7 protein-coding genes and 4 pseudogenes are annotated in these 12928 nt (G+C 72.2%); 3 read left to right on the forward strand and 8 right to left on the reverse strand.

The features are described 5' to 3' along the window. Positions 1 to 12: 12 nt before the first annotated feature. A pseudogene (locus tag WKH84_RS07805) lies at positions 13 to 1336 on the reverse strand (acetyl-CoA C-acetyltransferase). 323 nt (positions 1337 to 1659) lie between these two features. Between WKH84_RS07805 and WKH84_RS07810 the strand changes: the two are divergent. The 3 genes and pseudogenes from WKH84_RS07810 (at position 1660) to purL (ending at position 6817) form a co-directional block, all read left to right on the forward strand. Further along, a complete protein-coding gene (locus WKH84_RS07810) occupies positions 1660 to 2043 on the forward strand; it encodes a hypothetical protein (protein ID WP_341856210.1) in 384 nt (127 codons plus the stop codon). A gap of 150 nt (positions 2044 to 2193) precedes the next feature. Next, positions 2194 to 4217, forward strand: a pseudogene (locus WKH84_RS07815) (acyl-CoA dehydrogenase). Positions 4218 to 4491: 274 nt separating this feature from the next. Further along, a pseudogene (gene purL / locus WKH84_RS07820) lies at positions 4492 to 6817 on the forward strand (phosphoribosylformylglycinamidine synthase subunit PurL). A gap of 152 nt (positions 6818 to 6969) precedes the next feature. On the opposite strand, the gene WKH84_RS07825 reads toward purL, so the two are convergent. From WKH84_RS07825 to infA, 7 genes and pseudogenes are all read right to left on the reverse strand, one after another. After that, positions 6970 to 9378 (reverse strand): N-acetylmuramoyl-L-alanine amidase, encoded by a 2409-nt coding sequence (locus WKH84_RS07825; protein WP_341856211.1) that lies wholly within the window; start codon positions 9376 to 9378, stop codon positions 6970 to 6972. Between the two features lie 234 nt (positions 9379 to 9612). Further along, a complete protein-coding gene (rplQ, locus tag WKH84_RS07830) occupies positions 9613 to 10110 on the reverse strand; it encodes a 50S ribosomal protein L17 (RefSeq protein WP_341856212.1) in 498 nt (165 codons plus the stop codon). 27 nt (positions 10111 to 10137) lie between these two features. Then, positions 10138 to 11133: a DNA-directed RNA polymerase subunit alpha gene (locus tag WKH84_RS07835; RefSeq protein WP_341856213.1), complete on the reverse strand. Its 996-nt coding sequence runs from the start codon at positions 11131 to 11133 to the stop codon at positions 10138 to 10140. Positions 11134 to 11299: 166 nt separating this feature from the next. Then, a complete protein-coding gene (gene rpsK, locus WKH84_RS07840; protein WP_341856214.1) occupies positions 11300 to 11704 on the reverse strand; it encodes a 30S ribosomal protein S11 in 405 nt (134 codons plus the stop codon). A gap of 108 nt (positions 11705 to 11812) precedes the next feature. Beyond that, positions 11813 to 12186: pseudogene (gene rpsM / locus WKH84_RS07845) on the reverse strand (30S ribosomal protein S13). Between the two features lie 219 nt (positions 12187 to 12405). Continuing rightward, positions 12406 to 12519, reverse strand: a complete 114-nt coding sequence (rpmJ, locus tag WKH84_RS07850; protein ID WP_341856215.1) for a 50S ribosomal protein L36 — start codon at positions 12517 to 12519, stop codon at positions 12406 to 12408. A 22-nt stretch (positions 12520 to 12541) separates the two neighbouring features. After that, entirely contained in the window at positions 12542 to 12763 is a 222-nt protein-coding gene (gene infA / locus WKH84_RS07855) for a translation initiation factor IF-1 (RefSeq protein WP_010550308.1), read from the reverse strand. Between the last annotated feature and the right edge of the window lie 165 nt (positions 12764 to 12928).

Consider the following 12928-nt stretch of genomic DNA (forward strand, 5'->3'; position numbering starts at 1 on the left):
AGGGTCGGGGTGTCAGTCGGTGACGGACTCGAGCGGCATGACCGTGCCCTGGCCGGCGGCGGCGCAGACCGAGATCAGGCCGCGCTGGACCTGGCCGGTCTCCTTCGCCCGCTCGTGCAGGAGCTTGGCGAGGGTCGCGACGAGGCGGCCGCCGGTCGCGGCGAAGGGGTGGCCGGCGGCGAGGGAGGAGCCGGTGATGTTCAGCCGCGAGCGGTCGATCGCGCCGAGCGGCGCGGAGCGGCCCAGGCGCTCGCGGCAGAACTCCTCGGACTCCCAGGCCTTGAGCGTGGTCAGCACGGTGGAGGCGAAGGCCTCGTGGATCTCGTAGAGGTCGAGGTCCTGCAGGGCCAGGCCGTTCGCGTCTAGCGGCTCGGGGACCGCGTAGGCGGGGGCCATGAGCAGGCCCTCGTCGCCGTGGGCGAAGTCGACGGCGGCGCGCGCGCGCGTCGACCACGCGGGCGAGCGGGGTGAGGCCGCGCTCGGCGACCCACTCGGCGGCGCCCAGCAAGACGGAGGAGGCGCCGTCGGAGAGCGGGGTGGAGTTGCCGGCGGTCATCGTCGGCTCCGCGACCTGCGGCGACTTCACGCCGAAGACGGGCTTGAGGGTGCCGAGCTTCTCCAGGGTCGAGTCGGCACGCAGGTTCTGGTCGCGGGCGAGGCCGCGGTAGCCGGTGACGAGGTCGTCGAGGAACCCGGCGTCGTAGGCGGCGGCGAGGTTCTTGTGGGAGGCGAGCGCGAGCTCGTCCTGGGCCTCGCGGGTGATGCCCCACTGCGCGGTGGTCAGCGCCTGGTGCTCGCCCATGGACAGGCCCGTGCGGGGCTCGCCGTTGCGGGGAGGGACCGGGGCGAGGTCCGCGGGGCGGATCGCGGAGAGCGCCTTGACGCGCCGCATCGCGGTCCTCGCCGCGAAGGCGCGGTGGAGGATGCGGCGCAGGCGCGGGGTGACCTCGATCGGCGAGTCGGAGGCGGAGTCGACGCCGCACGCGATCGCGGAGTCGATCTGGCCCAGGCGGATCCGGTTGGAGACGTGCAGGACGGTCTCGAGGCTGGTCGCGCAGGCCTTGGACATGTCGACGGCGGGGGTGCGGGGGTCCAGCGGCGTGCCCAGCGCGCTCTCGCGGGTGAGGTTGAGGTCGCCGGCGAGCTTCAGCACGGCGCCGCCGGCGACCTCGCCGAGCTTCTCGCCCTGGAGCGAGTAGCGGGCGACGAGGCCCTCGAGCGCGGCGGTGAGCAGGTCCTGGTTGGAGATCCCGGCGTAGGGCCCGCCGGAGCGGGCGAACGGGATCCGGTTGCCGCCGAGGATCAGCGCATCGCGCGGGGAGTCGGTGGGGGTCACTGTGGGGCACCTCTTCGTGGTCACGGGGACGGATCGTCGGAAAGGACTTTACATAGAACCGTCGGTACTTGATACCCTAGGTTCTGTGAATGCGACGACGCAAGCCCCCGTGGACGGGCGCTCAGCCCGCTGGGCCCAGCACCGAGAGCAGCGACGTGCCGAGTCGCTGGACGTGGCTCGGCATCTGATCCACGAGCGCGGCCCCGACGTGACGATGGAGGACATCGCCGCGGCCTCGGGCACCTCGAAGTCCATCGTCTACCGGTACTTCGAGGACAAGTCCCACCTCCAGCGCGACCTGGGCCGCAAGCATCCTCCAGGCGATGCACGACAAGCCGCTCGCGGAGATGCGCGTGCTCGAGGAGCGGATGGGCCGCGAGCCCGCGCCCGAGGAGCGCATCCACGCGATGATCCGCGCCTACGTCGCGACCGCGCGGCGCTCCCCCGGCGTGTACCGCTTCGTCACCCGCCCCAGCGACGGGCTGAACCACTTCCTCGACTCCGTGACCCGCATCATCACGACCTTCCTCCCCGCCGGGACCCCCTCGCCGCAGATCTGGGCGACCGGCGCGGTGGGCTTCGTCGAACGGGCCGTGGACACCTGGATGAACGACCTCGAGGCCGCCGACGGCGCCTCGACCACCCTCACCTCCGATCAGCTCGTGACCCACCTGGTCACCTGGCTCATGAAGGGACTGCACGCATGACCGCCGAGACCTCCACCACCACATCCGCCCCCGCGCCCACCGCCGCGAGAGCCGCCGACGCCGCCGCGAGCCCCACGCCGACCGGCCCGATCCCGGTCCCCGCCGACGGCGCCCCCGCCTCGACGTCGAGATGGTCTCCGAGAGGCGCCGCTGGGCGCCTGGGCCGACGCTCGGCGCGACGCCCGCGAGCGGGCGGCCCGCCCCGAGATGCACCGCCCGATCGACGCGAGCGTCGCCGAGCACCGGGAGCGGGTCTTCGGCCAGCTCCGGACCCTCGCCGAGGAAGAGGTCTCGGCGCCGATGCTCCCCGAGCACCTCGGCGGCCCGAACGACAACGGCGCCAACGTCGCCGCCTTCGAGGAGCTGGTCGTCGCCGACCCGTCCCTCCAGATCAAGGCCGGCGTGCAGTGGGGGCTGTTCACCTCCGCGATCGTGCGGCTGGGCGACGAGGAGCAAGAGAAGGCCTGGGTGCCGGGCGCCATGAACCTCGAGACCCCCGGCGCTTTCGCGATGACCGAGATCGGGCACGGCTCCGACGTGCAGTCCCTCGCCACCACGGCGACCTTCGACCCCGAGGGCGGCGAGGACGGCGAGTGGGTCATCAACACCCCCTTCCGCGCCGCGTGGAAGGACTACCTCGGCAACGCCGCGATCCACGCGAGGGCCGCCACGGTCTTCGCGCGCCTGATCACGAACGGCGTCGACCACGGCGTGCACTGCTTCTACGTGCCGGTGCGCGATGCGCAGGGGAACCTCCTGCCCGGCGTGCAGAGCGAGGACGATGGCGAGAAGGGCGGCCTGAACGGCATCGACAACGGTCGCCTCGCCTTCGACCACGTGCGCGTCCCGCGCCGCAACCTGCTGAACCGCTACGGGGACGTCGCCGCGGACGGCACCTACTCCTCCCCCATCGACTCCCCCGGGCGGCGCTTCTTCACGATGATCGGCACGCTCGTGCAGGGCCGCGTCTCGCTCGACGGCTCCGCGATCCGCGCCTCGCAGCTCGCGCCGCACATCGCGATCACCTACGCCACCCAGCGCCGCCAGTTCACCGCCGCCGACCCGACGCGCGAGACCGTGCTGATGGACTACCAGGCGCATCTGCACCGCCTCTCGCCGAAGCTCGCCGCGACCTACGCGGGCGCCTTCGCGCACGAGCAGGCTCGCTGCACGCCTTCGACGACGTGTTCTCCGGCCGCGGCGACACCCCCGAGGGCCGCGAGGACCTCGAGACCCTCGCCGCGACGCTCAAGCCGACCTCCACCTGGCTCGCCCTGGACACCATCCAGGAGTGCCGCGAGGCCTGCGGCGGCTCCGGCTTCATGGCCGAGAACCAGCTCGTCGGGCTCCACCAGGACCTCGACGTGTACGCGACCTTCGAGGGCGACAACACGATCCTGCTGCAGCTGGTCGCCAAGCGGCCGCTGTCGGACTACACCTCCGAGCTGAAGAACGTGGACCGCGCCGGGATCGGCCGTTTCATCTCCCAACGCGCCGAGGTGCTCGCCAAGCGCCACACCCCCTGGGCCCGCCTCGGCCAGAGCGTGAGCGACCGCGGCAACGCGCGCCGCGCCTTCGACTCGATGCGCGGCGCCGAGTTCCAGGAGGAGATGCTCGCCGACCGCGCCAGGATCAAGGTCGAGGAGGTCGCCCTCGCCCTGCGCAAGACCGCGAGGATGAGCCCGGCCGACGCCGCCGCCGAGGTCAACAAGCACCAGGTCGAGATGCTCGACGCCGCCCGCGCGCACGCCGATCTCGTGCGCTGGCGGGCGTTCACCGCCGGGATCGAGGCGCTCGAGGACGAGGGCTCGAAGGCGGTGCTCACCGACGTCCGGGACCTGTTCGGCCTCACCGCGATCAACGACGACCTCGCCTGGTTCCTGCTCAGCGGGATGATCTCCACCCAGCGCGGCCGCCAGATCGAGGGTGACCTGCGCCGACTGCTGTGGCGCCTGCGCCCGCACGTGCTGGACCTGGTCGCGGCCTTCGACATCCGGCCCGGCCACGTGCGCGCGCCGATCGCGCTCGGCGGGGAGCAGGAGCGCCAGGACGAGGCCGCCGCGTACTTCCGCGCGCGGCGGGCGAGCAGCGACGCGCCCGTGAGCGAGAAGGCGGCGCGCGATGCGGAGAAGCGGGCGCGCCGCGGCCAGGGGAGGAAGGGCTCCTCGCGCTGACGCCCCGAGCGCTGACGGTCAGAGCGCTGACAGGCCGAACGCCGAGCGCCTGACCAGCACGGGCCGGGAGAGCGGCCGACGGGACGAGGTCCCCGTCGGCCGCTCTTCCCGTGCGCGCCGCCCTGCCGGATGCCGTTCCGGTCTCACTCCCGGTCTCAGCGCTCGCCCCGGGCGCCCCTGCCGTCCGTGTCGCTCGTAGACTGGGGACACCCTGCGCCGGGCCGCGAGGCCCGCCGCTCCCCCAGCCCTCGTGACGAACGGACCCGACCCCGCGATGACCGCTGAGACCACTCCCACCTCCCCCCACGGCCACGCCGCGGAGTCCGACACCGTCGAGAACGCCTCCGCGACGCCGGACCAGGTGCGACCGTATGCGGAGCTCGGGCTGAAGGACGACGAGTACGCGAGCATCCGCGCGATCCTGGGCCGTCGCCCCACCAACGCCGAGCTCGCCATGTACTCGGTCATGTGGTCCGAGCACTGCTCCTACAAGTCCTCGAAGAAGCACCTGCGCACCTTCGGGAAGCACACCACCGACGCGATGCGCGAGAAGCCGCTGGTGGGCATGGGCGAGGACGCCGGCGTCGTCGACATCGGCGGCGGCTGGGCGGTGACCTTCAAGGTCGAGTCCCACAACCACCCCTCCTACGTCGAGCCGTACCAGGGCGCCGCGACCGGCGTGGGCGGCATCGTGCGCGACATCATCTCGATGGGCGCCCGGCCCGTCGCAGTCATGGACCAGCCGCGCTTCGGCGCGATCGACCACCCCGACACCGCCCGGGTGGTCCACGGCGTGGTCGCCGGCGTGGGCGGCTACGGCAATTCCCTCGGCCTGCCGAACATCGGCGGCGAGACCGTATTCGACGCCTCCTACCAGACCAACCCGCTGGTCAACGCGCTCGCAGTGGGCATGATGCGCCACGAGGACATCCGCTCCGGCGCCGCGACCGGCGCGGGCAACAAGGTGGTCCTCTTCGGCGCCCGCACCGGCGGGGACGGGATCGGCGGCGCCTCCATCCTCGCCTCGGAGACCTTCGAGGAGGACGGGCCGCTGAAGCGGCCGAGCGTCCAGGTGGGCGATCCCTTCATGGAGAAGGTCCTCATCGAGTCGCCTCGAGCTGTATGCGGCCGGCACCGTCGCGGCCATCCAGGACCTCGGCGCCGCGGGCATCTCCTGCGCGACCTCCGAGCTCGCCGCCAACGGCGGCTCCGGCATGCACATCCACCTCGAGGAGGTGTCGCTGCGTGACCCGACCCTCACCGCCGGGGAGATCCTCATGAGCGAGTCGCAGGAGCGCATGATGGCGGTCGTCCCGCCGGAGAAGCTCGAGGAGTTCCAGGCGATCGCCGCGGAGTGGGACGTCGAGGCGGCCGTGATCGGCGAGGTCACCGGCGACGGCCGCCTCACCATCGACCACCACGGCGAGCGGATCGTGGACGTGGACCCGGCGACCGTCGCGATCGACTCCCCCGTCTACGACCGTCCCTACGCCCGCCCCGACTGGCAGGACGCCCTCCAGGCCGACCGCGCCGAGGCCCTCCCCCGCCCCGAGGGCGCCGAGGAGATCCTCGCGCAGATCCGCACGCTGATCGCCTCCCCGAACCTCGCCTCCCCGGGCTGGGTCACCGACCAGTACGACCGCTACGTCGGCGGGAACACGGCGCTGGCCATGCCCGACGACGCCGGCGTTCTCCGCATCGACGAGGAGTCCGGACGCGGCATCGCGCTCGCGACCGACGCGAACGGCCGCTACACCAAGCTCGATCCCCGCACCGGCGCGCAGATCGCCCTGGCCGAGGCGTACCGCAACGTCGCGACCGCCGGGGCGACGCCGCTGGCGATCACGGACTGCCTGAACTTCGGCTCGCCCGAGGACCCGGGCCCCATGTGGCGCCTGGTCGAGGCGATCGGCGGGCTCGCCGAGGCCTGCGAGACCCTCGAGGTGCCCGTCACCGGCGGCAACGTCTCCCTGTACAACTCCACCGGCGAGCCGGGCCTGATCGACTCCGCGATCCACCCCACCCCCGTGGTGGGCGTGCTGGGCGTGTTCGAGGACGTCTCGCGCCGCGTCCCCTCCGGCTGGCAGGACGAGGGCCAGGCGGTGCCGCTGCTGGGCACGACCCGCGAGGAGCTCTCCGGCTCCGCCTGGTCCGACGTCATCCACCAGCACCTCGGCGGTACGCCCCCGCAGGTCGACCTCGAGGCCGAGCGCACGCTCGCCCGCGTGCTCGTCGCCTCTTCCGAACAGGGCCTCGCCGCCTCCGCGCACGACCTCTCCGACGGCGGTCTCGTCCAGGCGCTCGTCGAGTCGACGACCCGCTTCGGCACGGGAGCCCGCGTCGCCCTCGACGGGCTCCTCGAGCGGGACGGCGTCGACCTCCCCACCGCCCTGTTCTCCGAGTCGCAGGCCCGCGCCCTGGTCGCGGTCCCGGCCGAGGCCGAGGAGCGCTTCCTCGCCCTCGCCGCCGAGCACGGGGTGCCCGCGCTCGCGATCGGCACCACCGGCGGCGGCGCCCTGGAGATCGAGGGGCTGGGAGCCTTCGGCATCGGGGAGCCGCGGGAGCCGCGCGAGGGCACCCTGCCGCGCTACTTCGGCTGAGCGAAAGCGGCTGAGCCGCTACGACGACGGGGCGCGCGAGCCGAGAGCTCGCGCGCGCCGTCGCCCATCCGTCGGTTTCGTCTGCGGCTCAGGCGTCGCTCAGCCGAGCACGCCCTGGAAGCGGGTGAGCGGCGCGGCCAGACGCTCGTGGTTCACCGGATCGCCGGGCTTGAAGGAGCGACCCCAGCCGGCGGAGATGCCGGTGTCCGCCATCCAGGCGATTTCGGTCGCGTACGACGAGCTCTTCGACACGTCCGAGAACTCGTAGGCCCGCGCCGGCGACCACTTCGGGCTCCCGGCCCCGCGGTGCAGGAAGCGGGAGAGCTCGTCACGACGCACCGCGGCCGACGGACGGAAGTCGCCGTCCGAGAAAGGCTCGAGGATCCCCTTCGAATGCGCCCACGTGACCTCGCGGTACTGCGCGTGCCGCGGGGTGATGTCGGAGAACGGGGAGCGCGTGGGCGGCGTGAAGCTCGGCGATCCCAGGAGCCGGTACAGGTAGGTGATCGCCTGGTTGCGCGTGGTCGCGTCCTTGACCCGGAACTTCCGCCCCGACCAGCCGGGGATGATCCCCTGCTCGCGCAGGTCGTGAATCTCCAGGAAGTACTGGTGGGTGACGGGGACGTCAACGAAGTAGGGGGTGACGAAGCGGTTGCGCCCGTTCTCCCGCACCGCCATCCCCTTGTCGAAGCGGCGCGTGTGGCGATCACCGGCGCTGACGTGGTCCTCCAGCGGCCTGCCCCAGGACGGCCGCCAGCGCGGCGGATCGAGTCGGTGGTGGTCGCCGCCCGTGCCGAGAGGCCCGGGCCGGACACGATGAGGCCCTCGGAGAGCCGGGTGATCGTGTGGTCGCCCTCCTTCTGCGCCGAGGTCAGCACCGTGCCCAGCGTCGAGGCGCCGCCGTGGTCCGCGAAGGCGCGCAGATGGAAGCGCCACCCGGAGTCGATCCGGGTCTGGATCCCCCAGCGCAGGTCGTCCATCGCGCTGTAGAGGGCGTCGCCGGGGCACGAGGTCGTGTTCACGTCACGGTGCCCGAAGAACCTCGGCAGGCTCACCGTGGTGCCGCGCTTCCAGCGGGTGCCGTCCACGCCGACAGTCCAGGAGCTCTTCGCCTTCACGTCGTCGAGGAAGGTGGACAGCGGCTTCCAGGCGGCCACCCGCATCACGGCCTCCCGCGCCTCGGTGCTGGCCTTGAGCGAGGAATGGTCGCCCATCACGGAGATGCCGAAGGCGCCGGTGTTGAACCCCAGGGCGTGGGCGCCGTTCACGTTGCGCGTGAGGCCGCCGTGCCGCCCCTCGTAGATCTGCCCGTAGCGATCCACCAGCACGTTGTACCCGATGTCCGCCCAGCCCAGCACGCGCACGTGATAGTCGAAGATGCCGCGGATCTGCTGAGCGGCCTGGGACCGCGAGTAGTTGTTGGTCCCGGCGGTGTGGTGCGGCACCACGGACTTCAGGGCGGAGCTCGTGGAGGTCGAGCGGGTCGCGCTCTCCGTCGCGCCCCACTGCGCCCGGGTGATCATCGGCGGCGCGCCGGGGATCCCGAGTTCCTTCGGGGCCAGCGCCATCGGCTGGAACGGACCCCGGGCAGGCACCGCTGCGCCCTGGACTCCGGCGCCGCCGACGCCGCCTCCCGCGCCGCCGGTGTCGGAGGGCTCGCCACCACCGCCGTCGGAGGGGTATGCCCCGCCCCCGTCGGAGGGGCCCGCCCCGCCGCCGTCGGAGGGAGCAGGCGCGGAGCCGGGCCGCTCGTCCTCGCCGGTCTCCTCGGTGGCGGCGGTCTCCTCGGCGCGCCGCTGCGGGGTCTCCTGCGGCGCGGTCGGCTCGGCCGACGCGCTCGCGACCTCCTCGCCATCGCGTTCGCGCGCGACATCGTCGGCCGGGATCCCGCCCTCGTCCAGCGCCATCGGGGCCTGCTTGGGATCCTCGGGGAAGTCGATGAGATGGACGTACAGGCCCTCGGTCGCGTCCGCGCCGTCCAGCTCGCCGATCACCTCGACCTCGGTGACGTCGGCGAAGAACACCGGCTCCGTGCCGGCGCTGCGCACCCCGGTGTCGAGGTCGACGGCGACCTCGAGCTCGTGCCAGGGACTCCAGGCCCCGTCGACCTGCAGGCCGCGCGCCGAGACGGCCGGCTCGACGTCCCCCTCGTCCCAGGTGATGCCGACCAGCGCCGCAGGGTGACCCACCACCCTGCGGACCTGGCGCCCATCGCGCTCCACGAGCTCCGCCTCCCGCGGCGCGATGGTGGTGGTGCGCGGCTCGGCCGCGCGTCGGCCGGTGCCGCCCTGCGCGGGCGGCTGGTCCTCGTGGGCGCCGTCGGGGTCCGGCTCCCCCTCGGCGCGGGCGACCCCCGTGGCCAGCATCGCAGCGCCGGCCAGCGCCGATCCCGCGAACAGCGAACGGCGGCCCAGGGAGGAGCCGGCGGGTGGGGCGTCTCCGCCCCGCCGCCCGAGGACCGGGGCGGACGGTGCGGGGAGGGCGGGGTGCGACGACGAGGAGGAAGGGTGTCGCGTCATGGTGGGGTCACTCCGGAGGATGAGGAACGGGACGCCGGCCATGCCTGCGAAGTGCGGGACCTGCCCGGCCTCACCGCCGCACGACGACTGCACACACCGTACTGCACCGCCCCCTGCCTCTCGAGGTCCCGTCGGCGGTGAGCAACGCCAGCGGCCCCGGACGGGAGTCGGCGCGGCCTCGGCGACGCTGCGGAGGGGCGCGGACGACGACGAGGGCGGACCGTCGGGATTCCTCCCGTCGGTCCGCCCTCGTGATCAGGCGGGATCAGACGCCGCTCAGGCGTCGTCCTCCCCGGCCGTCGCGGCCTCCTCGCGCCGCGGTGCGGTGCTCTCCTCGGCGGCGGGCTTCTCGTCGGCCTTGGACGCGTTCTTCGCGGCGCCCTCGGCCTCCTTCACCACGGACTGCTTCGCGGAGTACTCCTCCGTGACCAGCTCGATGACGGCCATCGGGGCGTTGTCGCCCTTGCGGGGGCCGACCTTGGTGATGCGGGTGTAGCCGCCGGGACGCTCGGAGAAGGTCGGAGCGATCTCCTCGAAGAGCTCGTAGACGACGCCCTTGTCACGGACGGTCTGCATCACGCGGCGACGGGAGGCGAGGTCGCCCTTCTTCGCCTGGGTGATCAGACGCTCCGCGTGGGGGCGGAGGCGCTTGGCCTTGGTCTCGGTGGTGGTGATCCGGCCGTGACGGAACAGCTCGGTGGCGAGGCCCGCGATGATCATCCGCTCGTGCGCGGGGGATCCGCCGAGGCGCGCGCCCTTGGTGGGTGCAGGCATGGTCGTTCTCCTTGGTGGAAGTGAAGGTCAGTACTGGTCGCCGAAGTCGTCGGAGTAGGAGTCCAGGGCAGCGGGGTCGAACCCGGCCGGGGAGTCCTTCAGCGACAGCCCGAGCTCGGCGAGCTTCGCCTTGACCTCGTCGATGGACTTCTGTCCGAAGTTGCGGATGTCGAGCAGGTCCGCCTCGGAGCGGGCGGTCAGCTCGCCGACGGTGTGGACGCCCTCGCGCATCAGGCAGTTGTACGAGCGGACCGTGAGGTTCAGGTCGTTGATCGGCAGGGCCAGATCAGCGGCCATCGCCTGGTCGGTGGGCGAGGGGCCGATCTCGATGCCCTCCGCCTCCTGGTTCAGCTCGTGGGCCAGGCCGAACAGCTCGACCAGGGTCTTGCCCGCCGAGGCCACCGCGTCGCGGGGGCTGATGGCCGGCTTGGTCTCGACGTCGACGATGAGCTTGTCGAAGTCGGTGCGCCGCTCGACACGGGTCGCCTCGACCTTGTAGGTCACCTTCAGCACGGGCGAGTAGATCGAGTCGACCGGGACCCGGCCGATCTCTCCGTCGACGCCCTTGTTCTGCGCGGCGGAGACGTAGCCGCGGCCGCGCTCGACGATCAGCTCGACCTCCAGGCGGCCCTTCTCGTTGAGGGTCGCGATGTGCAGGTCGGGGTTGTGGATCTCCACGCCGGCCGGCGGGGTGATGTCGGCGGCGGTGACGCGGCCGGCCTCCTCGCGGCGCAGGTACATCACGACCGGCTCGTCGTTCTCCGAGGAGACGACGAGGTTCTTGATGTTGAGGATGACCTCGGTGATGTCCTCCTTGACGCCGGGGACGGTGCTGAACTCGTGCAAGACGCCGTCGATGCGGATCGAGGTGACCGCGGCGCCGGGGATGGAGGACAGCAGGGTGCGGCGCAGGGAGTTGCCGAGGGTGTAGCCGAAGCCCGGCTCGAGCGGCTCGATGACGAACCGGGAGCGGTTGTCCGACACGACCTCTTCGGTCAGCGTGGGGCGCTGTGCAATGAGCACTGTGGATCCTTTCGGCGAGCGTCCGCCATATGACGCTCAGAAGGGGGCGGTGGGCCTGGAAGACGGGGATGACCCGCGAGGGGTCCGGGGACGCCGGGCGCGGGAGACCCCGCCCGACACGGTCGACCGTGACGAGCGGGGCGTCCCGTCGTCACGGTCGACGGGATCAGACGCGGCGGCGCTTGGCCGGACGGGTGCCGTTGTGCGGGCGCGGGGTGACGTCCTGGATCGAGCCCACCTCGAGGCCGGTCGCGGTGAGCGAGCGGATCGCGGTCTCGCGGCCCGAGCCCGGGCCCTTCACGAAGACGTCGACCTTCTTCAGGCCGTGCTCCTGCGCCTGGCGCGCGGCGGCCTCGGCGGCCATCTGCGCGGCGTACGGGGTCGACTTGCGCGAGCCCTTGAAGCCCACCTGGCCGGCGGAGGCCCAGGAGATGACGGCGCCGGTCGGGTCCGTGATGGACACGATGGTGTTGTTGAACGTGCTCTTGATGTGGGCCTGGCCGTTGACGATGTTCTTCTTGTCCTTGCGGCGCGGCTTGCGCGCGGCGGCCTGACGGGTCTTGGTTGCCATGCGGCAGAACTCCTCTGGTGGTGTGGGGGTGCGCCGGTTCCCTCAGCGGCGCGAAGTGACTGCGGGCTCCGGGACGGAGCCGGGCGGCCGATCAGCGGAAGCCGCGGATCAGCGAGCCTTCTTCTTGCCGGCGACCGTGCGCTTCGGACCCTTGCGGGTGCGCGCGTTGGTCTTCGTGCGCTGACCGTGGACGGGCAGGCCGCGGCGGTGGCGCGGCCCTGGTAGTCGCCGATCTCGACCTTGCGGCGGATGTCGGCGGCCACCTCGCGGCGGAGGTCGCCCTCGACCATGTAGTTCGCCTCGATGTGATCGCGGAGCTGGACGAGCTCCTCGTCGCTCACCTCACGGACGCGCTTGTCACCGGAGACGCCGGTCGCGGCGAGGGTCTCCTGGGCGCGCGTGCGTCCCATGCCGAAGATGTACGTCAGGGCGACCTCGAGGCGCTTCTCGCGCGGAAGGTCCACTCCCACCAGACGTGCCATGTGCAGATTCTCCTACTGTCTCGGAGGCCTGAGCCGACACCTCGCCGGGACTGTCTCCCCGACGCCGCGGCCTCCGTCCTGCGGGTGACCGGCCGATGCCGGTGGTGTCGTCTCTTCACTTGTGTGGTGCCCGCGATGCGGGCGCGATGCCCCGCGCGCGGGGCGTGCCGCCTGACGGCGGCTGTCACGGCAGGAGCCGGGACGGGCGGATCGTTCCGCTCAGCCCTGGCGCCGCTTGTGACGGGGGTTCGAGCAGATGACCATGACGCGCGAGTGGCGACGGATCACCTTGCAGTTGTCACAGATCGGCTTGACGCTCGGCTTGACCTTCATAGCTTTCCTTCTCCCGGGACGATCACTTGTAGCGGTAGACGATGCGGCCCCGGTCGAGGTCATAGGGGCTCAGCTCGACGACCACACGGTCCTCGGGAAGGATGCGGATGTAGTGCTGGCGCATCTTTCCGGAGATGTGCGCGAGCACCATGTGCCCGTTGTCGAGCTCGACGCGGAAGCGCGCGTTCGCGAGCGCCTCCGTGACCGTGCCCTCGACCTCGATCACTCCGTCCTTCTTCGCCATGCCTCCCCAATCTCCCGCCTCCGGCGAAGCCGGGGCCGAGTTCCGCGTACTTGGTTCCTGGTTCCCCAGGCCCTGCACACCGACCGTCGGGTGACGGTACGGTGATCGACGAGGGTGGCGCCGAGGCGGCGCGTCGGCCTCGCCCTGCGGCCTCGAGGACCTGCC

Source organism: Brachybacterium sp. GPGPB12 (genome assembly GCF_038396325.1).
In the GTDB taxonomy this organism is placed as follows: Bacteria; Actinomycetota; Actinomycetes; order Actinomycetales; family Dermabacteraceae; genus Brachybacterium; species Brachybacterium conglomeratum.

Excerpts from the sequence above, each read along its gene's own strand:
- WKH84_RS07810 (WP_341856210.1), top strand. The coding sequence starts at position 1,660 with ATGCACGACAAGCCGCTCGCGGAGATGCGCGTGCTCGAGGAGCGGATG.
- WKH84_RS07825 (WP_341856211.1), bottom strand. The coding sequence starts at position 9,378 with ATGGCCGGCGTCCCGTTCCTCATCCTCCGGAGTGACCCCACCATGACG.
- rplQ (WP_341856212.1), bottom strand. The coding sequence starts at position 10,110 with ATGCCTGCACCCACCAAGGGCGCGCGCCTCGGCGGATCCCCCGCGCAC.
- rpsK (WP_341856214.1), bottom strand. The coding sequence starts at position 11,704 with ATGGCAACCAAGACCCGTCAGGCCGCCGCGCGCAAGCCGCGCCGCAAG.
- rpmJ (WP_341856215.1), bottom strand. The coding sequence starts at position 12,519 with ATGAAGGTCAAGCCGAGCGTCAAGCCGATCTGTGACAACTGCAAGGTG.
- infA (WP_010550308.1), bottom strand. The coding sequence starts at position 12,763 with ATGGCGAAGAAGGACGGAGTGATCGAGGTCGAGGGCACGGTCACGGAG.